This is a genomic window from Levilactobacillus namurensis DSM 19117 (genome assembly GCF_001434785.1).
Classification (GTDB): Bacteria; Bacillota; Bacilli; order Lactobacillales; family Lactobacillaceae; genus Levilactobacillus; species Levilactobacillus namurensis.
In genome coordinates, this window is the sequence record NZ_AZDT01000061.1 from 1 (window position 1) to 21456 (window position 21456).

General features: G+C 55.5%; 21 protein-coding genes. 6 read left to right on the forward strand and 15 right to left on the reverse strand.

Features of this window, described 5'->3' with window-relative positions:
* Window positions 1–286: 286 nt before the first annotated feature.
* From FD30_RS08935 to adhP, 3 genes are all read right to left on the reverse strand, one after another.
* The gene (locus tag FD30_RS08935) at window positions 287–994 is read right to left on the reverse strand and encodes a glycerophosphodiester phosphodiesterase family protein (RefSeq protein ID WP_056944743.1); all 708 of its coding nucleotides are present in this window, start codon (window positions 992–994) and stop codon (window positions 287–289) included.
* Window positions 995–1143: 149 nt separating this feature from the next.
* Window positions 1144–2277 (reverse strand): vitamin B12 independent methionine synthase, encoded by a 1134-nt coding sequence (locus FD30_RS08940; RefSeq protein WP_056944744.1) that lies wholly within the window; start codon window positions 2275–2277, stop codon window positions 1144–1146.
* Between the two features lie 949 nt (window positions 2278–3226).
* On the reverse strand, window positions 3227–4243 hold the full coding sequence (gene adhP, locus FD30_RS08945; RefSeq protein WP_056944745.1) for an alcohol dehydrogenase AdhP: 1017 nt from the start codon (window positions 4241–4243) through the stop codon (window positions 3227–3229).
* A gap of 353 nt (window positions 4244–4596) precedes the next feature.
* Here adhP and FD30_RS08950 point away from each other — a divergent pair, with 353 nt between their 5' ends.
* Entirely contained in the window at window positions 4597–5832 is a 1236-nt protein-coding gene (locus FD30_RS08950; protein WP_056944746.1) for an ArgE/DapE family deacylase, read from the forward strand.
* A gap of 24 nt (window positions 5833–5856) precedes the next feature.
* On the forward strand, window positions 5857–6351 hold the full coding sequence (locus FD30_RS08955; RefSeq protein WP_056944747.1) for a GtrA family protein: 495 nt from the start codon (window positions 5857–5859) through the stop codon (window positions 6349–6351).
* Window positions 6352–6417: 66 nt separating this feature from the next.
* Here FD30_RS08955 and FD30_RS08960 read toward each other — a convergent pair whose 3' ends face one another.
* The 5 genes from FD30_RS08960 to FD30_RS08980 form a co-directional block, all read right to left on the reverse strand.
* Window positions 6418–8526: a WxL domain-containing protein gene (locus tag FD30_RS08960; RefSeq protein ID WP_147000060.1), complete on the reverse strand. Its 2109-nt coding sequence runs from the start codon at window positions 8524–8526 to the stop codon at window positions 6418–6420.
* A gap of 19 nt (window positions 8527–8545) precedes the next feature.
* Window positions 8546–9565: a WxLIP family cell surface protein gene (locus FD30_RS08965; RefSeq protein WP_056944749.1), complete on the reverse strand. Its 1020-nt coding sequence runs from the start codon at window positions 9563–9565 to the stop codon at window positions 8546–8548.
* Window positions 9566–9695: 130 nt separating this feature from the next.
* Window positions 9696–10325 carry a WxL domain-containing protein gene (locus FD30_RS08970; RefSeq protein WP_056944750.1) on the reverse strand — a complete coding sequence of 210 codons (630 nt, stop codon included), beginning with the start codon at window positions 10323–10325 and terminating at the stop codon, window positions 9696–9698.
* Window positions 10326–10516: 191 nt separating this feature from the next.
* Window positions 10517–11179: a hypothetical protein gene (locus tag FD30_RS08975; protein ID WP_056944751.1), complete on the reverse strand. Its 663-nt coding sequence runs from the start codon at window positions 11177–11179 to the stop codon at window positions 10517–10519.
* A 36-nt stretch (window positions 11180–11215) separates the two neighbouring features.
* Window positions 11216–12580 carry an amino acid permease gene (locus FD30_RS08980; protein ID WP_056944752.1) on the reverse strand — a complete coding sequence of 455 codons (1365 nt, stop codon included), beginning with the start codon at window positions 12578–12580 and terminating at the stop codon, window positions 11216–11218.
* A 425-nt stretch (window positions 12581–13005) separates the two neighbouring features.
* On the opposite strand from FD30_RS08980, the gene FD30_RS08985 reads away from it, so the two are divergent.
* Window positions 13006–13473, forward strand: a complete 468-nt coding sequence (locus FD30_RS08985) for a hypothetical protein (protein WP_056944753.1) — start codon at window positions 13006–13008, stop codon at window positions 13471–13473.
* A 106-nt stretch (window positions 13474–13579) separates the two neighbouring features.
* Here FD30_RS08985 and FD30_RS08990 read toward each other — a convergent pair whose 3' ends face one another.
* The 7 genes from FD30_RS08990 to FD30_RS09020 form a co-directional block, all read right to left on the reverse strand.
* Window positions 13580–14128, reverse strand: coding sequence for a GNAT family N-acetyltransferase (locus tag FD30_RS08990; protein ID WP_024747365.1), 549 nt, complete (start codon window positions 14126–14128; stop codon window positions 13580–13582).
* Window positions 14129–14145: 17 nt separating this feature from the next.
* Window positions 14146–14598 carry a flavodoxin domain-containing protein gene (locus FD30_RS08995; protein WP_056944754.1) on the reverse strand — a complete coding sequence of 151 codons (453 nt, stop codon included), beginning with the start codon at window positions 14596–14598 and terminating at the stop codon, window positions 14146–14148.
* A 408-nt stretch (window positions 14599–15006) separates the two neighbouring features.
* The gene (locus FD30_RS09000; protein ID WP_056944755.1) at window positions 15007–15282 is read right to left on the reverse strand and encodes a hypothetical protein; all 276 of its coding nucleotides are present in this window, start codon (window positions 15280–15282) and stop codon (window positions 15007–15009) included.
* Between the two features lie 322 nt (window positions 15283–15604).
* Window positions 15605–16600 (reverse strand): tRNA dihydrouridine synthase, encoded by a 996-nt coding sequence (locus tag FD30_RS09005; RefSeq protein ID WP_056944756.1) that lies wholly within the window; start codon window positions 16598–16600, stop codon window positions 15605–15607.
* Window positions 16601–16700: 100 nt separating this feature from the next.
* Window positions 16701–17672, reverse strand: coding sequence for a DUF4097 family beta strand repeat-containing protein (locus tag FD30_RS09010; protein ID WP_056944757.1), 972 nt, complete (start codon window positions 17670–17672; stop codon window positions 16701–16703).
* Window positions 17669–18304 carry a DUF1700 domain-containing protein gene (locus FD30_RS09015; RefSeq protein WP_056944758.1) on the reverse strand — a complete coding sequence of 212 codons (636 nt, stop codon included), beginning with the start codon at window positions 18302–18304 and terminating at the stop codon, window positions 17669–17671. The genes FD30_RS09010 and FD30_RS09015 overlap by 4 nt, the downstream gene beginning before the upstream one ends.
* Window positions 18297–18614: a PadR family transcriptional regulator gene (locus FD30_RS09020; RefSeq protein WP_056944759.1), complete on the reverse strand. Its 318-nt coding sequence runs from the start codon at window positions 18612–18614 to the stop codon at window positions 18297–18299. Before FD30_RS09020 ends, FD30_RS09015 begins: the two co-directional genes overlap by 8 nt.
* 219 nt (window positions 18615–18833) lie before the next feature.
* Between FD30_RS09020 and FD30_RS09025 the strand changes: the two genes are divergently transcribed.
* From FD30_RS09025 to FD30_RS09035, 3 genes are all read left to right on the forward strand, one after another.
* Complete coding sequence (locus FD30_RS09025) at window positions 18834–19388, forward strand: cysteine hydrolase family protein (RefSeq protein ID WP_056944760.1); 555 nt, start codon at window positions 18834–18836, stop codon at window positions 19386–19388.
* A gap of 176 nt (window positions 19389–19564) precedes the next feature.
* Window positions 19565–20398: a C39 family peptidase gene (locus FD30_RS09030; RefSeq protein WP_056944761.1), complete on the forward strand. Its 834-nt coding sequence runs from the start codon at window positions 19565–19567 to the stop codon at window positions 20396–20398.
* Between the two features lie 53 nt (window positions 20399–20451).
* The gene (locus tag FD30_RS09035) at window positions 20452–21453 is read left to right on the forward strand and encodes a DUF5776 domain-containing protein (RefSeq protein WP_371862367.1); all 1002 of its coding nucleotides are present in this window, start codon (window positions 20452–20454) and stop codon (window positions 21451–21453) included.
* Window positions 21454–21456 lie beyond the last annotated feature (3 nt).

The following is a 21456-nucleotide window of genomic DNA, read 5'->3' on the forward strand; positions in this document are numbered from 1 at the left end:
CCGAGAGGACGGCCAGACAAGGCTCAGCCGTGAAATTTTCCTTGGTGAGCGTTCCTCAGCTCACTTAGGAAAAGGCCCAGCTTCGAGACCGCTTTGTGGCTCGAAGTGGTGCCCACGGCGTTCCAGCCTTGTCTGGCCGTCCGGTAAGGCGGACGACCATCACGGCGATAATTGCTTTATCATGACAGACTCGAAGTCCAGCGGGGGCTGTCCGATTTCCAGAGCCACACACGTCACGGCAATTCAAAAAGCCTAGGCAAAACGCCCAGGCTTTTTTCGTGCTATCTTAATTTTGGGTCGGTGCGTCCAACAGCTCGCGCTTCAACGCCATCATGGTCACAAAGTCATCGGTGAAGATGCCGGCCACGTGGTCCTGGAAGAGTCGCTTGGCTTGCCGCACACTATCGACGGTCCAGATCCGTTCCACCACGGGAACGCCATCTTGGTAATGACTCAGGTGTAGGCCCGCCAAGTGTTCCTGCCGGACAAAATCGACGGGGTCCTTGACCCGTTTATCCGTCAACCAACAATACAACTCATCCGGTGCTAAGGCCTGACAACGCTTAATGGTCGGCAGGTGGAACGACGAGAAGATGACCGGATGCCGTAACGGCGTCGCGTGCACCATCCCCATCACGATGCGCTCGATATTGGGATACTGAATCTTATCCGTCTTGAACTCCAAGTTCAACTGCACCTCTTGGTTCGCCACTAACTTCAAAAACTCCGCTAGTGTGGGCACGGGATCCCCGTTTGCCAGCTTGAATTGCCGAAGCTCCGCTAACGTGTAATCCTGGATGTACCCCTTGCCATCAGTGGTGCGGTTGATCTTTTCGTCGTGCATGATGACCGGTACGCTGTCCTTGGTCAGGTGCACATCGAACTCTAAGCCTTCAATCTGGTGCTCGACCGCGTAGGTGAAGCCGGCCAAAGAGTTCTCCGGGAATTTTGCCGGATACCCGCGGTGCCCAAAAACCATCGTTTGCTTGACCATGTTATGTCCCCTTCCCGACATCTTGTCGGTTATTTACGCCTAGTGTAGCGCTTCTCGGGCAGAAATGCCGAGTATTTCATCACGCTACCTTCCAGAATACGCCGGCATGGTACGGGAACCCTTATGATTGGGTAAATCTTCTGTAAAAATTACTTGCCCCACACGTCGGTGGCAATCTGCTTGACCAGCTTCAACTTGGCCCATTGCTGGTCTTCCGTTAACTGATTGCCTTCTTCGGTCGACGCGAAGCCGCATTGCGTGGAGAGGGCCAGGTTCTCCAGCGGTACGAACTCGCTGGCCTGCTTGATTCGGGCCTTGATGTCGTCCGAATTCTCCAGTTCGGGGAACTTCGACGTAATCAACCCCAGAACGATGCGCTTGTGGGTGTCGTGATTCCAGATGCGCTTCAGTGGTGTAAAGTCACCGGCCCGGTCGCTATCGTATTCCAAGAACAGGCCGTCATAATGCAGTTGTCCCAGGTAATCGGCGATATCGTCGTAGCTCCCGGAGAACAGGTAAGTGGACTTGAAGTTCCCCCGGCAGACGTGGGTGGTCACGGTCAGGTCATCCGGTAACCCAGCTAAGACCTGGTTGATAACCCGTACAGCGTCCTGGGCCAACTTCACGTACTTGGCGTGTTGGTCGGGCTGGTCGGCGGTCGCGTTGAGCTGACTGATCAGAAAGGCCCAGGTGGTGTCATCCAGTTGGAGGTAGCGGCAGCCCAAGTCGTAGAAGTGCTGGATGGTCTGGTGGTAAGCTTGGGCTAAATCATCTAAGTATGCGTCCCAGGTCTCGTAGAACTGGTGCCAGTTATCACTCCGGTTGTCCCGGAACAACATGGTCGGAGACGGGATTGTTTGCTTAACGGCGATGCCGGCTGGTACCAACGTTTGAAGGTAGCTGAAGGTCGCGAAGAACGGGTGGTCCGGGTTGTAGGCAATTTTACCCACCAGGTCTGCGTTGTCGGTCCGGGTCTTGCTCCCGTGGAACTTGTAGCTTTGATGGTAATCGTAATGTCCCACACCGTTCAGGCCCCAGAGGAAGTCCAGGTGCCACCAACTGCGGTTGAACTCTCCGTCAGTCACCGCTTTCAAGCCTAAGTTCAGTTCTTCGTTGACTACGCGCTTGGTTTCATCGTGTTGAATCGCCGCCAGTTCATCGGCATCGATTAAGCCCTTTGCGAAACGGGCCCGGGCCTGTTTCAGTGCTTGGGGCCGCAGTAAGCTGCCGACCACGTCATAACGGTAAGGATAGGTCACTGATTCTGTCTTGGTATTCGTCATCGTTCAAATTCCTCCTCAAAAGTCATCCCCTAAGGGTCTATCATGGTCGGGCCCAGAAAAAAACGCGCCCGTCCCAGAACGAAAATATCGTTCTAGGGACGAGCGCGTCGTTGTACCACCCTAATTCACTACCGTCAGGTGACCGGTAGCCTCAACAGTACCGCAAAGCGATACCTGGGAAAGTAACGGTTCCTACCGACCAAGCAGCGTTAACCGCTTGATAGCATTTAAGAGGTCATCTTCATGTTACCGTTACCGACCCGGTTCCACCATGGGGGCTCGCTTAACGGACGGGCAAACACTACTCTTCTCCTAGCCATTTATGACAGATCACTTAGAAATTAAGGGTAATGTTAGGCGTGATTCACGGAATTGTCAAGTCGCCCGCGCATTTTTCTGCCCGGGAGGGGGCAACATGTGACGATCATTCGCCTTACCGGACGGCCAGACAAGGCTGGAACGCCGTGGGCACAACTTGAAGCCCAGAAAGCAGGTCTTCAAGCTTGGCCTTTTCCTAGGCGAGCTAAGGAACGCTCACCAAGGAAAATGTCACGGCTGAGCCTCGTCTGGCCGTCCTCTCGGCTTACGGTAGCGCCAGCCCAACAATAGTTGGCCGCTCCGAAGGCCTTGAGTTTCTAGTTATGGCTAACCTTTCAATTAGTTTTCGGACAGTACCCTAGAGCAACTGAGAAACGCTACCTAAATCAGGCTTCACGGCCCCACAGTAGCACTAGCCTGGTCAACTGCATCATTAATTGTCGCGCACCACCAGGAGGTCTCGCCAGCCGATAGGGCCCAGCCAGTGACATTAGCGTTAGGCCAGTGGTTCTCTGGCCTTAGGCTAAGGCCGAGCTTTGAGATTCGCGATCTTGGCGAAGCTCAAAGTCGTGCCCACTGGCGTCACGGCCCTGCCAATCGGCTGGCGGGACCGGACCATAACACCCGGCCGTTATTTGGTGAAATCAACCACCATTCGGCCTTCGATCTTGCCAGCCTTCATTTCGTCGATGATGTCGTTTAGGTCTTCCAGTTTGCGGGTCGCCACGATTGGTTTCACGTCACCTTCCGCCGTTAACTGAAAGGCTTCGGCTAAGTCTTGCCGCGTGCCAACTAATGACCCGGCGATTTGGATGCCGTCCAAGACCACTTTCACGATGGAGACTTCCATGGCCCCTTTAGGCAACCCTACAGCAACCACACGCGCCCCGGCCCGAACGGAGTCGATGGCTTGGTCGAAGGCAATTTGAGAGACTGCCGTGACCACGGAAGCGTGGGCGCCCCCGATTTGTTCTTGAACCCAGGCACCCGAATCGGCCGTCTTGGAGTTAAAGGTCAGGTCGGCCCCCAACTTCTTAGCCGTTTCCAGCTTGTCATCGTTGATGTCGATGGCGATCACGTGGGCTTTGAAGACGTTCTTTGCCCACTGCACGGCTAAGTTCCCTAAGCCACCGCAACCGTAAATCGTGACCCATTCGCCGGGGTGCAGGTTGGCGGTCTTTAAGGCCTTGTAAGTGGTAACGCCGGCACAGGTGATGGAGCTGGCTTCGACTGGGTCCAGGTCATCGGGGACCTTGACCGCGTAGTTGGCTTTCACGATGACCTGTTCGGCCATGGCACCATCTACGTTAAATCCAGCATTTTCCACGTTGCGGCATAGCGTTTCCCGCCCAGTCAGGCAGTATTCACAGTGGCCACAGCCCGCGAAGAACCAGGCGATGGAGACCCGGTCACCGACTTTTAAGTTCGTGACGTCGGCGCCAATTTCCTTGACCCGACCGACCCCTTCATGACCGATGATCCGGCCAGCAGTGTTCCCGAAGTCGCCTTGTGCGACGTGCAGGTCCGTGTGACATAACCCACAATACTCAACGTCCACTAACGCTTCGTTCGCCTTAATGTCCCGTAACTGAACATCCTTAATGTCAACGTAGCCATCTAAAGAATCCCGAACAACTGCTGCTTTCATGATAAAAACTCCCTTTTCGTGGTTTCTCTTCCTGTGCTAGCAGGTATACTCACAGTATATGTAAGCGCTTACAACACGTCAATACCAAGTTTTCAAGAATTTAAAAAAGTTTGTGAAAAATTATCTCCTTTCATTTTAATCTGCGCATAAGAAAGGAAAGATACCCTTTTCAGCGTTTTCTGAAAACTTATTTCGGAACTCTTCACACCGTTAACAGCATGAATAATCGTCATCTATTAAAATTACGAAGTCTGTACCTTGACCCTCAAAAAGAAAAGTGCTGTAATCGAGTTAAGTCGTTTGAGGCGTTTTCACGCCTCCGGGGACATCAAAAACGAGGTGGACGAAGAATAATGGATGAAGTCGTTGAAACGTTGCGTGATATCATCAAACTTGATACCGTCAATGGCAACGAAAAAGTAGTGGCCGATTACATCGCGAACTTATTACAAGAACACGGCATTGCTAGCAAACAAATCGCGTACACGCCCGAACGGGTCAGTCTGGTGGCCGAAATCGGTGACGGTAACGGTCCCGTGATCGGTTTTGACGGTCACGAAGACATCGTCGCGCTGGGCGACAGCAGTAAGTGGCAAGTCGACGCCCTATCAGCCGCCGTTAAAGATGGTAAGCTGTTCGGTCGGGGCGCGGCCGACATGAAGTCGGGACTGATGGCCGGTGTCTGGGCCATGATTCACTTGAAGGAATCCGGGGTGCCACTCCGGGGAACCCTGCGGCTAATGGCCACAGTCGGTGAAGAACTGGGCCAATACGGTGCTCGGCAACTCGCCGAAGCCGGCTACGCTAAGGACCTAGATGCGTTGATTGTGGGGGAACCCAGCGGCGCAGACAAACGCCTGTTAGCCCAACCGCAGATTCAGCAGATGCTCCAAATCGACGCGGCCGGTGCCCAAAAGTTAGCGGACGCCAACCACACCGACGAACAACACTTCATCGAGCTGGCGCATAAGGGCTCGTTGACCTACATGATCCACTCCCGCGGGGTCGCCGCGCACAGTTCTATGCCCGAAATCGGGAAGAACGCCATCGGCCCGCTGGTTGCCTTCTACCAGAAGCAAGAAGCCTACTTCGCGACGCTGACCAAGTACCGTAACCCGGTCTTAGGGCCCATCACGCCGGTGGTCACCATGATCAAGGGGGGCGAGCAGATCAACACAGTTCCCGCTAGTGCGGAATTAGCCGTCAAGATTCGGACCATCCCCGAACTGTCGAACGCCACCATCACCCAAGCTGTCCAACAAATCATTGCGGACCTAAACGCTCAAGGTGCCGAACTGTCCTTCGAACTGATCAGTGACTTTACGCCGATGCACACCGCCGAAGACCGACCCCTGATTCAGGCCGCCGACGTTATCGGCCGCGCCGTACTGGAACAAGCCCTTCCTAAGATTGGGGTCTCCGGCGGGACCGACGCCTCCTCCTTCTTGGCGGTCAATCCCGACATCGACGTGGTGGTCTTCGGACCCGGTAACATTACGGCTCACCAGGTCAACGAATACCTGGACCTCGACATGTACCACCGCTTCATCAAAATCTACGAACGCATGATTACGCGGCTGCTTTCCTAGTCGTAGAAAGGACCTTATAAACTCTTGAAACCAAATTCTGACTTACACCAACATAATCACCCCACCACGGAGGATGAGTTCGAAGAAGAACTCGACGCCGTGGAGACCAAGGCCAACAACGAACTCCAGCTTTACGCCGTCTGGGGTGTGATCACCGTGGTCTTCAACGTGGTCTTGTTCTACCTGCTGTACCACACGTTCGGCGTGGAATACCAGATTGCCAACCTGATTGACTGGTTCTTCAGCGTCCTGTTCGCCTTCATCGTAAACAAGTTCTTCGTCTTCAAACACAAGACCGAGAGCCTCTTCAAGGAACTGACCACCTTCTACGGCACCCGGGTGGCGACCTACCTGATCGAATTCGTAATCTTATGGATCGGAATCTCCTTACTGGGCGCCAACGGGACCATCACCAAGGTCTTAGGCCACGGAATCGCGATTGCCGTCAACTACATCTTGTCGAAGCTCTTCGTCTTCAAGAAGCCCGCAACCAACGATTCTGAAACGCCTGCGGCTTAAACTAAACACCACTTAACCACGAAAAATCCCCAGCAAGTCGCTGAACTTGCTGGGGATTTTTGGCGGTCAACTCGGCGCATCGGTCAACGTCCAGGTAATGGTGCCGCGGTAGGTGCCGGTTGGGGTGCCACCATCTACTTCTAGCAACACACCGGTACGGTCGGTCCATCCCGCGACGACGTTGGTGACCCCGTCAGCCACCTGGTCATCGGTTCGATGGGTCAGGATTGGCGTTGGACTGGTATTCAGGGGGGTCGTACCAGTGGCCGTCACGTTGACCGGTCCGCCAGCTAATCGGTGCCCCGCAGCGTCGGTAAACGGCGTGGCCTGGGCATCCAAAGTCCACTGTTTCCCGGTTCCCCGGGTATCTTGGACCACGATCTGCCAGCCAGCTCGGCGCTGGACCAGCTGATTCTGGCCGGAAAATCGTCCGGGCTCAAACCCGCTAGCCGTGTTGAGCATCAGGAACTGCAGGCTCCCCGGTACCGTGACGGTCACGGTGACCGGCGCCGACCGGCGGGTTCCCTTAGCCGTGGTCGCGGTCAGCTGCAACCGGTTGGGGCCGATACGCAACTGATCCGCTTGGAGACGGACTTTGAACGTCCCCGTGGGCGCTACCGTGACTGCTGGGCGGGTCAAGCCGTTCAGTGTCGTCCGAAGCACTACTGCGGGGTGGGACGCGTCCGCCCAATCACGGACCCGCCCCGTCACCATGGTCCCCTGGCGACTAGGCAACTGGACCTGCTGGCCGCTGGTCACGGCCAGGGTCAACGCGTGCTTCGCCGCAACCGTGAAATCAGGTGTGGTGACCCTGGTGACGCCCAGATTCGAGGTCAAACGACTAGTGGTTGCGGCCACCTTCTGGGTGGTGGGGACTGCGGCAATTCGTCCGGTCAAGCGCAACTCGACCGGCGTCTGGTGCGGATCCAGTCTCCGTTTAAGCGCCACGGGGAGGGCCGCTTGTCGAAGTTCTTGGGAACTCAGCGCGCTAGTCTGGCCGTTCGCAGCGACCCACTGACCGCGTGTTAGCCGCAAGTCAGCCGGTAACTGCAACTGGCCGGCAATGGCGGCCCAGGTCGCCCGCGGGTTCCGGTTCGCCAGCCGCAGAGTTAAGCTGACCCGGTCACCCGCGTTGACCGAACTGCCGGTGGTCACTGCGCGTTGTTGCGTCAGGTCCGTCAATCGCGTCACCGCACTGGTCTGTGCCGCCGCTGGGGTCTGGTCCACGACCACCAGCGTCGTGGTATCTTGCCGGTTCGTAGTAGCCGTCAATCCCCAACGGACGTGCCCCGTGTGGTGCGGATCGATGGCTTGGCGATCAAGCGGTACCGTCCGGCTCACACCTGGTTGGGACGCTGCCGTGGCGGGATTGCGATCATCATAGGTAGTGGTCATGGTCCCCGCTTGCGCGTTCCAGGTCAACGTGAGGTGGTGCCACCGCCCATCCGCTAGGTCGTTGACTGCATTCAGGGTCTTGGGGACCAGCGCATAGGCGTTACGTTCCGGCGTCAGCCAGCCACTCAAGAGGCCACCGGCGCGCAACCGCCGGTAGGTGCTAGCCAGAGCGGGATACAGGGTCGCCAAATGCTGGCCAGTACCCGTTAATGCGGTAAAGGCGTTGGCGGCTCCTGGCTGAGCAGTCGTTGCTACGCTGGCCGGGATCACACCGAACGCCCAACTCCGCTGAATCGCCGTTTGACTTAACTTCTGCGCGGAAGCCTGGTTAGGATTGGTATCCGTTGCCAAGACACCCAGGGTCTCACCGACCACCTGCGACCCCATGGCCGGCATCGCGGCCGTTCCTCGGCGGTCGTTCTGTAAGACCACCGCCAGGCCGTCACTGCCCGCCTGGTGCCGGGTACCTAAGTTGACCCAGACCCCAATCGTCTGATTCCGCCGCAGGTCCAAGGCCGCTGATGGCGTTGACCACGCCGCGCCGAATTGCGACGGTCCCGTGGTCAGCGCAATGGCCGAACCATCTGGCGTGGTCACAATTCGCGCGTGACTCATGGTCTCCGGTGCGGGGGCAATCGCCGCCGATGACCGGGCTAGAGAAATACCCGTTGGCGCAGTCGTCACAGGCGCCTGATCAGCCGCCTGGGCTGCGGTACCGGCACCTAACCCCAGCCCCATCATCAACGTGATGACACTCATGCTCAACCATCGTTTGCTCACAGAATCTCCCCCTTTGTGGTTACTGCCGTTGCGTCCGTGCTTGGTGATTGCGGTACAGCAGGTAAGCAATCAAAGCCAACAACAAGGCGATGATAGCGGCCAACAAGAGGTATAACCAGTTGTTCGGCTTGGTCGGATTGGTCGGTCCTAGCTTCCGCAACTCCCGCGACGTAATCGTGAAGTTCCGGACGAAGTGCCAGGTCTGACCATCACCGTGGGCCGTCAACTCCAAAGTATAGGGCCCCGCCTTTAGATTGTGATTGCCCCAAGGTAACCCGAAGTTGAAGTTACTGTTGGGCGCCATTCCCAAGGGCTTCTGATTCTGTTGCAAGATGGGCCGTAAGCCGTTACGGGCCTTGACACTAGCCTGAACGGACATCCCCGATAGAATACCAGGTTCAAAGTTCTGCAGGTTGGCCGTAACCAAGTTCTGCCGGTCGACCTGAGCCACGCCGACCCGATTCATTCGCAGATTAGGCGTGACGTTATGCGGGCTTTCCCGCAACCGAATACTGACGGCGTAGGCGAAGATGTCCCGCAGACGAATCTTAGCCTTGGTCTGCTTGACCTGTTGCGGCTGGGCTTGAATCACATAGATGCCTCCCAGCACACAGCCCCGTAGGCGTTGTGCCGGCATCTGGTAAGTCACCTTAACGGGCACACGACCATTAGCTGGCACCGTAATGGTCTGTTGTCGCTTAGCGAACAGGTCCCGCATCTTGACCTTCAGCGATGGGTCCAGTTGGGGATCGTACTGACTGTAATCAATGATCCCGTTAGAATTAGTCACCGCCTGAGTCACATGTACGTTAAACTTCTGGGGCCGATCAGTCTGGTTATGCACGATGACTTCCAACATTTGTTGCGCGTTGGGGTGCGTCCGTAACGCAAAGTACCCCACAGTCTTATCGTCTTGGTTCTTCGGCTTGACCACTTGCACCGTATACCCAACGGCCGCGGCGTGCGCGGGCACCTCCGTTACGAGCCCACCGACGAGTAGTGCGCCCAGTACCAAGAGTCCTTGCCAAAATTTTCGCATATTAAGTTTCCCCCAAACTAAATATGACCATTGTCTAAAAAAAGCCGGTGTCACCGTAGCGACACCGACTCATGATGCCTTCGCACCGTTGACCGGTCGACGAAGCGCATCCGTATTCCACAACTACCTATTATTGAGCCGTGTCACCCAACGTAAAGGTCAAGTTAGACGTGTAAGTCCCGGGCAATTGCCCAGCAGGTACGGCTAATGTGACATCCGCCAGATCTAAGTCGGCATCAAAGACCCCTAGACCACCATTAACTGGTGCATCCAGTAACAGCGAGTTGGTGCCATCACCCTTTAAGGTTACCGCACTGGCCACTGGTGCTGCCGAAGGGTTACCAGTGTTCGCCGCAGCGACCTCTGGCGCACCCAGCGATAAGACGGCACCGCCCAGTGTGTTCCCTGCCGCATTGGTGAAGGCGGAGTTAGCAACTTGGACGTTATACCCGCTGCCGAGCCCTTGGTTCGAGACTTCTACCGGGTTATCTGCACTAGTTGCCGTGTAGCTTTCATTCGACTTGGTGTTTGGGGTGATTGCCCCAGCAAAGCCAATACTTGGTGCTGAATCCAAAGAAATCGAGGCATCAGTTGGGTTCGTGAAGGTTTCACTCGCCGTGGTGCTTTGACTGGTCGTTGGTGTCGACGACGAACTCGTTGTCGTCGTGGTGTCCGCCAAAGCAGGCACTGCCAGACCACTAAGACCTAAAACTAGAGCCGCTGCTCCGGTCAATAAAATTGTACGTAAACGACGCTTCATAGAAGTTCACTCCTTTATATCATTTAGGATCAAGTAGCCGCAACCAGTCGCCATTCACGTAATTGCCAGTCACTGTTGCTTGAGCGTCCCACCAGGTCACCGCCCTCTTGCGCTAACCGGTGGTTCAACTTAAATAGTAATCATAAGACGCCAAAAGACCAGCCAATGGCTGGTCTTTCGTATCGAGTTGCTCAATCTTCAAAGTCGCTGACGGTTAAGGCCTGCAGGTCGTTTAACCAGCGATAGGCCGGACTGCCCTCAGGCGCCGTTACGGCAAACCCCAAGGGGCCGAAGAGGGTGGCCACCGCCGACCACTTAATTTGCTGGTTGGATAAGAAACTAGCAACCAGTTGCATAAGCTGTTGATTAGTGATGGGGGTTGCCATCACCGTTAGTAAGTTGACCGCCAATTGCTGGGCAATCATCTGGGTAATGGCCGGAGCCGCCAGTGGGTCAATGATTTGCCGTCTAGGCGTGACCGGCACGGCTGGTCCCTCCTTGCGGAAGAAGTGCTGCCACTGGACAAACTGCGTGGCGAGAACCGCGTAAAATTGCCACGGGACTTGATTACCAATCCGCTTCAACGTTGGTGGGGTCAACGCCGTCAACGACCACTGCACCTGTTGCGGACCAGCGGCCTGCGCGGTGGTCAACCATTCACTAAAGAAGCGTTGCATGGTGGCATCCACCAAGGGCGTGACCTGTGCTCCCTGCGTCAGGTGGTAACGCCCCAAGAGGAAGTCAGGAACCTGCTCCCAGGGAATCGTGTTGCCCCCCTGTTGCTGCTTGCGCCGGTTGAACTGCCGCAACTGCTTGATCCGACTTGATTTTGCAAATTTTCCTGGACGACTCACAGTATCTGCCCCCTATTTCTAAACCTGCAAGATGCCTTAGTCCTTAGTAGCCTCGCGTGGCTGGTACTTCCGGAAGTAAATCACCGTCATCACCGCCAAGAAGACCACTCCAACAATGATCGAGATCCGCGTCTCGGGATTCAAGAACATGAATAAGAGCGTGACACACAAGAAGGCCAACGTAATGTAGTTGGACCACGGCGAGAACGGCATGGTGAACGGATGGTCCGCCATCTTCGCCGCATTCTGCTTCCGGAACTCGATCTCACTGACCAGAATCACGAACCAGGGCACCATCCCTGGTAAGACACTGGAACTGTAGACCATCACGAAGATCTGACTGGCATCCTTGAAGTACATGGGTAAGACCACGTTCAAGACCACCCCGATCGCGATCCCTAAAGAAATCGCGAGTACGGAATAAAACGGAACACCGTGGCGGTTCAACAGGGTCATCTTCTTGGGGAGTTGACCGTTCTCAGCCAAGGTGAAAGTCATCCGGCTGGCACTGTAGATCCCGGAATTGGACCCGGACAGCGCGGCGGTGATCACCACGAAGTTGATGATGGAGGCCGCGGCGGTGATCCCAATCTTGGCGAACGTCTGTACGAACGGTGAGCCTAATTGGTTCAGCTTATCCCACGGGTAGATGCTGACGATCACGAAGATCGCCCCCACGTAGAAAATCAGGATCCGGGCAACGGTCGATTGAATCGCCGCCACTAAGGTGTGTTGCGGGTTCTCGGCTTCTCCGGCCGTGACCCCAATCAACTCGATGCCTTGATACGACGCCAGCACGATGGCTAACGCGTAGATGAACCCTTTGGCCCCACCGGTGAAGAACCCGCCGTTGGCCCAGAGGTTACTGATGCCGACCGCGTGGCCCCCGTTCCCGAAGCCAAACAAAATCACGCCTAAACCGGCGATAATCATCAAGATGATCGTGACCACCTTGATCAACGCGAACCAGAATTCCAATTCCCCGAACATTTTTACGGAGATCAGGTTCGCGATACACAGGAAGGTAATGGCGATCAGGCCGGGAATCCAATCCGGCAGGTTGGGCCACCAAAAGCGGAAATAGCCGCCTAACGCGATCATTTCACTCATCCCCACCACAATGAATTGGAACACATTGCTCCAAGCCGTGAGGTATCCAAATACCGGGTGCATGTATTGGGAAGCGAAGGTTGCAAATGAACCGGTCGTTGGGTGAACGTACAACATCTCCCCCAATGCCCGCATGATCAAGTACAGGAATACCCCGGAAATGATGTAGGCAATGAGGACGGATGGGCCCGTCCACTTAATGGTGGAACCAGACCCCATAAATAATCCAACGCCGATAGTACCGCCCAATGCAATCATCTGCATTTGGCGCGAGCTTAGTCTTCTCTGCAATCTAATTCCTTCTTTCTATAGAAATATGGTGAGTCTGACCCTCGGGCCGGGCCGGCCGTTGACATTCGGCTCTGGCCCAGCAACCTCACATGGCATTGTGAACTGGCCCCGTTACCCGTCGATCTTTCATCGAACGGGCCACACTCGGTGATTCAAGATGAAAATAGTGTATATTCACATATGCTACTTGGTTTGACCTGTTCGCGCAAGCTTTTTTCGTCCCAAATCGAGAAACCACCTTGTTATTATGCGCTTCAACTAGGCTTGATTCAAACCGCCCCCCGCACCGCAGCCCCAGTCCACCAAAGATTGACGGTCCTCCTCACCATTTTTTAGCCTAAGCACCGGTCTTAGCGTATACTAGAATCAGATGGTTTTACTATTCAATCATCATTAGTCTAAACAACTACATAGGAGGCACCACCATGCACACCACCAAGATTCTACTAACCACCGCCACCACCCTAGCTGTTCTGCTGGGTGGTCAAGCCCTGACCGCCCAAGCCGCTAAATGGCACAAGGGCACCCCCGCTAGTCTTCGCGGCACCTACGTGTCCAAAAAGACAGGGTACAACCGTGGCCTCAAACACGGCGACTACAGCTTCGACAAGATGTACATCCAGCCTAAGGGCGCACCGTTTTATAGTTTTTCCTACTATAATCATAAGTATTCAACGAACTCGTCAATGATGGGGATGGCCGTGACTCATAAGTACAAGAAGATCGGCAAGCACACCTACCGGCTGGTCGGCGAATACAAGAATAACGGTGGCGCCACTAAGATGCTGCTACGGTCCTACCGACACCACCGGATTCGCTTCACCTTCAGCAAGTCCTTCAAGGGCGCTGAATACCTCCACCGGACCCGCAAGCAATCCAACTTTGAGTGGTAAGCACCTCGCCATTGCATTCTCGCAAGTCTAACGACCGGCAACACAAAAAGGCATCCCTTAGCCGTTCAAGCGAACGACTGGGGGATGCCTTTAATCTTGGGTTAGCTTAGCTGGCGTCAGCCGTAATGTGGGCTTGACGCAGGTCCTTTTCGTAAACGAAGCAAGCATCATCGGGTTGGTAGACCCCGTTGATGGCACCGACCTTGGTGAAGCCGTTCTTCACGATCAGGTGTTGCATCTTCGCGTTATCCTGGTGCGTGTCGATCCGGATGCTTTGGCTTTCCGGATGGTTCTTCGCGATGTAGGCGAAGAGGTCTTGGAATAACTTCGATGCGTAGCCCTTCCCTTGGTGGTGGGAGAAGATGGCGACCCGGTGGACCGCTACGTAATGGTCCGTGTTGACCAACCAACCACCGTCTAACGTGTCGTAAGAATGGTCTGGGGCTTGTACCACGGATGCGACGCCTAAGGTCTCATGGTCGTCACTATTGTAGATGACTGCCCGGCCAGCATTGATGTCGTCCATGATGGTCTCACGGTTCGGATAATCGTTCTGCCATTGGTCGATCCCGGCATCAGCGAGTTGCTTCTTACCGTCTTCAATGATGTCCAATACAAGTTCTAATTCATCTGGTTTTGCTTTCCGTAAATACATACTTACGTCACCTCATCTTAATTTCCTGATTCTAAACGATTCAATACCTGTTGCGCCAACTGATCGACCCGGGCTAAATCCGCTTGGTCGGGGTCGCGGTCAATTTTCACGGAATCCGCGACCTGTTCCCCATTACTGGAATTTAGCTGAATCGTCAGGTAGTCGACTGCCCGGCCGAAGTGCACGTGGGTCTTGGAGCTGGAGCCGCAAACGGCAAACTTGGTCCGATTCAAATCAACGTCCTTCAGGTCTTCAAAGAAGTCCTGCATCTCGTCCGGTAGGTCCCCATCATGATAGGTGTAGCTGACCACGATGACGGCGTCGTTTTGCGCCAACTCATACGCGTCGGCCTGAGAGACTTCCGTGACCACGGTCTGAGCGTGAGCGGCTAAGTCGGACTGTAGATGCATTGCCAGGGCCTGATTACGGCCAGATTGGCTGGCGGAGATAATTTGAATCGTAGGTGTCATAAGTTTGAACTCCTTGTACGTGTCCACCCCGGTATCCGGGCGCGGTTAGATTGACAATCGAATTTCCGATTTTTGATTATAACCTATTTGCGGAAAAACCCCTAGTCATATTGCTTAACTTTTCAAAAAAATTATCGATAATATAGAAGTGAACTTATTTCACAAATCGATGATTCCGCTCACAATCCCGTTCTCATCGGTTTTTGATTGGTCGTCACGCCATGACCAGTTTCTCATCAACTTCCAACCTAAACTTACCACTTTTACCGTCTCAGGCCCCAAATTTTGCTTGGCGGGGTCAAAACTGGTCGGACCACCCCAAGCCGGTGATCAGAACCTCGAGCGGATAGTCCCGGAACTGGATAAAAAAGCGCCTGGACCTGTTCGCCCAGACGCGTCATTTGATACTTATTTGGATGACCGATGCTGCCGGAAATAGGCCTTGATCTCAGCATCCGAGTAGCTGTGCTGCGGCAATCGTTGAACTCGCCGACGCTGCCAATCCGTGAGGACTTTCCCCACTAGGACCAGCCCCGACCCCACCAAGATGCCGCCCAAAGCGGACCCGTTAAACGGCCGACCCGTCGACAGCCACTCCGTCACTACGGTCGCTGCCAACATCCAGGCATCCACCCAGAGGACCCGTTTGACCAACTGGCCCCAAGTCCGTGACTTTTTAGTCATGCTCATCTCTCCCCATTTTAGGTTTCTCCTATAGCGTAACGTTTCTTTGCGCCTCCAGCAACTCAACACACCTGCCCAGCGCCAAAAAGGGAGCGAAGCTGGCCATCTCCGGCCACACATTTCAGTCTCTTCAGCTGGCTTACCCAAAGGCCGAGCTTGAAGACCTGGGGTTTTCAGGGCTCCAAGTCGTGCCCACCACGTTCCAGCCTCTTCAGGCCCAACCGGTAAGGCGGATGAATGCCACTCCCCCTGGCTAAACCTAAAAAAGGAGCCCGGACGTTTAATCCTAGGCTCCTCCCCGCGGCAATCATGCCGACAATTTTCATTTAGTTAATGGCGACTCTCGCAAGAGTTCCCGGACCTGGTCCGTGGTCCGCGTCTCCATCATGGCGTTGCGGAGCTCCGCGGCGTGCGGTTGGCTCCGGACGTAGATCTTGAAGAAACGCTTCAGGGACGCAAACCGTTGAGTATCGAACCGCTCGGAGAAGTCATCGTAGAGGTCCAGTTGATAATTCAACAGGCCTAACAATTCCTTCACGTCGTGGTCCTGCGGCGTCTTTTCGAAGGCGAAGGGGCTGGTGAAGATGCCCCGGCCAATCATGATGCCGTCGACACCTGGATGAGCGGCCGCCAAGGCACACCCATCCTGGTAGTTTTCAATGTCCCCGTTAATCTGCAGTAACGTGTGCGGGGCAACTTGGTCCCGTAAAGCCACGATATCGTCGATCAGCTCATAATGCGCACCGACCCGGCTCATTTCCTTCTTAGTCCGCAAGTGGACCGTTAACAGCGGAATGTCCTGTTCTAATAAGAACTGAAGCCAATCGTGCCACTCGTCGACCCGGCTATAGCCCAGGCGCGTCTTGACACTGACGGGAAGGCCGGCCGTCTTCGCCGCTGCGATGACCGCTGCGGCGTCCTCGGGGTTGCGAATCAAGTCGCTGCCCCCGTGGTTCTTGATGACGGTGGCATCCGGACACCCCATGTTCAGGTCAATGGCTTCGTAGCCCCGTTCCTTGACGTTGGCCGCTGCCGCTTCGAACGCCTCCGGTTGATTGCCCCAGAGCTGGACCACGGGCATGTGGGCCTCTTCGGGCGCCACGTAGAGCCGACCCTGGACCGTGAACTTGGCCTTAGGATGGGTCACGCTAATGGCGTTGGTGAATTCCGTGAAGAAGACGTCGGGGGCAGCAGCCCGAGCGACGACCCGGCGGAAGATGGCGTTGGTCACGGCTTCCATGGGTGCCAACGAGAAGAACGGCCGGTGTTCGGCCTGGGCGTGGGCGGCAATTTTTTGCCAGTAAGTTAATTCAGACACGATTAAAAATCTCCTTATCTCATTCAGATCACGTGTCACGGTGCTGGCTACTGCGACACAAGTTCCTCTATTCTACCATCTCCGTCAAGTCCTGTGAAAACTAACGCACCGTAATGTCCCCATCGTCGCCCGTGATGAAGCGGTACTGGACCTTGGCGTGCGGACGGACCTGAGCAGTGGCCCCCCGCGAACGCCCGAAGAGTTCGATGTCGCTATCCGTGGAGCCTTGAACGGAAACCCCGGCCGTGGCGGGAACCATGCCCGACAGATCCCCCTCGTAACTTTGAACCGTTAACGTCTTCGCCACCTGATTATCACGGACCGTGATATCGCCATCGGACGTGCGAAGGTCCCCGCCGCCTAACTCGGTCATTTCTAAGGTGATGTCGCCGTCTAGCGAATTCAAAACGTTGGCCGTACTCTTAAACTGACTCTGACGGACTTGGATATCCCCGTAAGATGTCTTGGCCGTGACCTTGGGTGCCGTCACGTTGGTCAAGTAGATATCCGCATCCCCTTGGGAAAGATCCAGAGCTTGCTTGAACGTGACGTTCTTGGCCTGGAAGTTGCCTCCCGTCCGGCCAGTCACCCGCTGGACCGTCAAGTCTTCCAACCGCACCTTCCAACTCTTCTGGAGCGTCAAGGTCTTGAGCTGATCCGATTGTGGGACTGTAATGGTAATGGCGCCATCGGTGTCGAAGGCCTCATCGTCACCGGTAATCGATAACCCGTTGAGCGTGACGCCGCGTTGGCGCTGGTCACCGCCGCTGACCGTTAACGTTCCGTCGTGGACCTTAGTGGTCACGGGATGACGCCGGCGATTGGCCGCCTGTTGCTGGACCGTTACCCGGTTCACGCTCCCCGGCTTGACCACGACTGGTAACTTGGTATTGACCACCAACCGGTCAAAATCAGCGAGTTTGGTGGTGTGCCGGACCTTCTTGAGGACCACTAGTCGGTTTGTGGTTCGGTCCCAGGTTACCGGCTTGATTCCCTTATGCGCCGTTCCCCAACTGACTAAGATGATGCCCACCACAATGGCTGCCACACAAGCAATATAGCGTTTTTTCATGATTGTCCCCCCCGTTTCTTCGGGTGCTTAGGCATCCAGCGATTATAGACCCACCGACTCAGGTTCGCGAGCCAACGAATCAATTGGATCCCGCACCAGACCACGCCTTCGGTAATCAACCAACTAGCGCCTAGGACGACTAAGCCTAGCCCCAGGTAAAAGGCCCCCGTGGCCGGCGCCGTGAAGAGCATCATGATGCCCACGACCACACTCACGACCCCACTGGCCAGGCCGGCAAATAACAGGCCAAAACCGGCCGCTACGATGCCGAAGATGACCGCGCCCACGGCCACAATCAGGGCACCTAAGACCAGCACGATGGGGATGGTCACGGGCGTGGATAATAACGCCAAGACAATCAACCAGATCATCCGCACGTTGGCCTTAGTCCCCGGTCGTTCCTGAGCTGCGGTAGCACTCTTCTGATCCGCCTGGGTGTTCATCTTAATTGAATAATCCGCTAGGGCTTTCCGGGCGACCGACTGGGGCGTCCCTAACGCGTCCACGGCCCCCTGATAGCTGGTGATGCCGGCGTCTTGTAGGTACTCCCGGTAGTATTCCACGACGTCCTGTTGCTCCGCCGTTGTCAGCTGCATCAAGAGCCGCTGCAAGGCCTGAATATACTCATCCATTTTGTTTCCCCTCCAATAGTTCGGACATGGCTTGCTTGAAGTCGCCCCATTCACCCTGAATCTTGGTCAACTGTTGCTGCCCGGTCCGCGTTAATTTATAGTACCGGCGGTTCCGCCCCTGATAGGCTTCATCGTAGGTGGTCAACCACCCGTCCTTCTTCAGCCGGCGCAAGACCGGATACAGAGTCGATTCTGAGATGGGTAAATGTTGACGGACTTCCTGGGTCAGCGCGTAGCCGTAAAAATCCTGCCGACTCAACGCGCCCAAGACACAGCCGTCTAACAATTCCGTTGGGACCTGAATGGCCATTTTTGCTCCCCCCATACTATATGCGATATAATATTAATCTAGTTATAGTATAGGAAATCCCCATGCGCCTGTCAAGCGCGACACACGGGGGATTATTATGATTTCAATGAGCTAAGTCGTTGACGACCGCGAGACCAATTGGGCATACTGAACTCAAGTCTGCCCCGACGCTGAGTTGGCGCCAAAAACCGACAGTACCACCTTGAGGAGGAGATTCTGATGACAAGCACGCAAGCATTACTCATCATTGACTACACTAACGACTTCGTGGCCGACCAAGGAGCTCTGACCTGTGGGCAACCGGGCCAGGCCCTGGCCCAACCCATCGTGGCCTTAGCCGACCAGATGGTCACGGCTGGTGACTGGGTCCTCTTACCCACCGACGTTCACACACCCCACGACCCCTACCATCCCGAAAGCAAGCTCTTTCCGCCGCATAACGTCCGTGGTACCTGGGGACGGCAACTCTACGGCCCCTTGCAAGACTGGTACGACCAGCACCGTAAGGCCCCTAACGTCTGGCAATTCGACAAGACCCGCTACAGCAGCTTCGCCGGGACCGACCTAGATCTGCGGCTGCGGGAGCGCCACGTGACCACCCTGCATCTGGTGGGCGTCTGCACCGACATCTGCGTCCTGCACACCGCCGTCGACGCGTATAACCTGGGCTACCAGTTGGTGATTCACCGTGACGCCGTCGCCAGCTTCGACCAGGCCGGCCATGACTGGGCCCTGCGGCACTTCCAGACCGCTTTAGGCGCCCAAATCGTCTAACCTGATAACCACTCAATCGCCCCGTGGAAACCAATGTTGGCTTCCACGGGGCGATTTCAGTGGCTTTATTTTGGAATCAAAATGGTTGTTTCACAAAATGATGATTGCCGTTAGTTATTCGCAAGACTATACTGAATACGGGACTCATAAACTAGTTTCAAGGGAGGAATTCGAGTATGTTTCACCATTTCTGGGCGGGTATGGTCACCTTAGCCGCCCTGATGACATTCGGGGCGACCGTGCCGGCCCACGCCGACACCGCCACCTACGCGCCCATCTTAAGCCGCAAAAAGGTGAATTATTACACCAAGATTAGCGCGAACCGGCCGCACAACTACAAGGTCTACGCGACGGGCGGCGCCAAATCCAGCGAAGAAAACCTCAAGCCGATTGCGACCGGCCAAGCCTACGCACACCGGTCAGTCCACGTCACGCAGGAGGAAAAATTGCCTAAAGGTATCTGGCTCAAGTTTTCCGCCGGCAAGGGCCGGACCGGCTGGATTCACCGCAACGGGACCGTAAAATCCCTGCGGAAACTCAAGGTCCCGCTGATTGCCCAACGGCCAGAACTGCCGACGGGGTGCGAAATCACGGCAACGACCATGATGTTGCAATACGCCGGTGCCAAGGTCACCAAGATGCAACTGGCCAAGGAGACGCCCCGCAGTCACAATCCCAACAAGGGGTTTGTGGGCAGTCCCTACTCGCCAACGGGCTGGTGGATTTATCCTAAGGGCCTAATGGGCGTGGTGCGCAAGCACGTTGGCCACGCCAAGAACCTGACGGGCGCCTCATTTGCCACCTTTAAGAAGCAGATCAACCAGGGCCACCCGGTGGTCATCTGGGTCGCTAACGTGGACGGCTTCGTCAACCACGCCATTACGCTTAGCGGCTACAGTAAGACCCGGGCGTACTACAACGACCCCTGGACCCATAAGAAGACCAGTATGAAACTCACCACGCTGGCGAAGCACCGCAAACAAGACGCCTACCGGGCGTTAAGCTATTAACGAAGGGGAGCTAGATTATCGTGTTACATAAGAAGTTACTGACCAGCCTATTACTGGTCGCTGGGGTAACGGCCAGCCTAAGCGTTCCGGCACAGGCCGCCAGCACTTACTACACCACCAACCCGGGCATCATCCGGGTCAAGAAGACCGTCATCTACTACAAGAATGCCGCCCGAACCCAAAAGATCAAGGCCATCAAAAAGGGGCACTACGCTAAAATCAGCAAAGTGGTCACTACAGGCAAGCATCCGGTCTTAAAGACCAACACCGGGAAATACGTGACGGCTAACAAGGCCTTCGTTGCCAAGACAGCTGGGTACCAGAACCCTAAGAAGTACTATCAAGTCAACTACACCCAGATCAAGCCTTACGGGAAGGTCGGCTACACGGTCAAGCGGCACTACGAAGGCATCAAGACCTGGAAAATCATGCGTCGTCTAGGCACCGCCAACGGGTATAACCAATACAATCAGGCGACCTACAACGCCGTTAAGGCCTTTCAACGGAAGCACGGATTGAAGGTCACGGGGAACGTGAACCAGAAGACCTGGGTCAAGTTGGGCTTCTCCAAGTCGAGCTTCAAGAGCATCGACAGTTACGTGGCACCACTAGGCGCCCACGCCTGGAACGGCCGGTCCGCCCACATCGAAGCCATGATTCACCAAGCCTACAAGTACTTGGGTAAGCCATACTTAGTCGGCTCATCCTCCAAGCCCATCTACGGTACGGACTGCTCCGGATTGGTGATGCAGGCCCTCTACGCTGGGGGAATCAACCCCGCGCCAATTAGTGCCATCCACCACGCCTACCCGGGTAACGAGTGGAATTCTCGGAACCTCTGGGCCAGCAAGAAGTTCCAACACGTGGCGTACCGAAACCGGCAACGCGGCGATCTGGTCTTCTATTACCAACCAGGAACCCACACCATCTGGCACGTGGCGCTCTACTTAGGCCACAACAAGGTCATCGAAAGTTGGCCACCACGAATCATGGTCCAACCCATCAAGAACGGCCAACGGTCGAACATTGCTGGGATTGCGCGGGTGTTCCATTAGGTC

What these genes read in the sequence shown, in the direction of transcription:
- FD30_RS08985 (WP_056944753.1), top strand. Translation starts at nt 13,006, where the DNA reads ATGCACACCACCAAGATTCTACTAACCACCGCCACCACCCTAGCTGTT.
- FD30_RS09020 (WP_056944759.1), bottom strand. Translation starts at nt 18,614, where the DNA reads ATGGCCATTCAGGTCCCAACGGAATTGTTAGACGGCTGTGTCTTGGGC.
- FD30_RS08990 (WP_024747365.1), bottom strand. Translation starts at nt 14,128, where the DNA reads ATGTATTTACGGAAAGCAAAACCAGATGAATTAGAACTTGTATTGGAC.
- FD30_RS09010 (WP_056944757.1), bottom strand. Translation starts at nt 17,672, where the DNA reads ATGAAAAAACGCTATATTGCTTGTGTGGCAGCCATTGTGGTGGGCATC.
- adhP (WP_056944745.1), bottom strand. Translation starts at nt 4,243, where the DNA reads ATGAAAGCAGCAGTTGTTCGGGATTCTTTAGATGGCTACGTTGACATT.
- FD30_RS09000 (WP_056944755.1), bottom strand. Translation starts at nt 15,282, where the DNA reads ATGACTAAAAAGTCACGGACTTGGGGCCAGTTGGTCAAACGGGTCCTC.
- FD30_RS09015 (WP_056944758.1), bottom strand. Translation starts at nt 18,304, where the DNA reads ATGGATGAGTATATTCAGGCCTTGCAGCGGCTCTTGATGCAGCTGACA.
- FD30_RS08995 (WP_056944754.1), bottom strand. Translation starts at nt 14,598, where the DNA reads ATGACACCTACGATTCAAATTATCTCCGCCAGCCAATCTGGCCGTAAT.
- FD30_RS08965 (WP_056944749.1), bottom strand. Translation starts at nt 9,565, where the DNA reads ATGCGAAAATTTTGGCAAGGACTCTTGGTACTGGGCGCACTACTCGTC.
- FD30_RS09025 (WP_056944760.1), top strand. Translation starts at nt 18,834, where the DNA reads ATGACAAGCACGCAAGCATTACTCATCATTGACTACACTAACGACTTC.
- FD30_RS08970 (WP_056944750.1), bottom strand. Translation starts at nt 10,325, where the DNA reads ATGAAGCGTCGTTTACGTACAATTTTATTGACCGGAGCAGCGGCTCTA.
- FD30_RS08950 (WP_056944746.1), top strand. Translation starts at nt 4,597, where the DNA reads ATGGATGAAGTCGTTGAAACGTTGCGTGATATCATCAAACTTGATACC.
- FD30_RS08935 (WP_056944743.1), bottom strand. Translation starts at nt 994, where the DNA reads ATGGTCAAGCAAACGATGGTTTTTGGGCACCGCGGGTATCCGGCAAAA.
- FD30_RS08940 (WP_056944744.1), bottom strand. Translation starts at nt 2,277, where the DNA reads ATGACGAATACCAAGACAGAATCAGTGACCTATCCTTACCGTTATGAC.
- FD30_RS09030 (WP_056944761.1), top strand. Translation starts at nt 19,565, where the DNA reads ATGTTTCACCATTTCTGGGCGGGTATGGTCACCTTAGCCGCCCTGATG.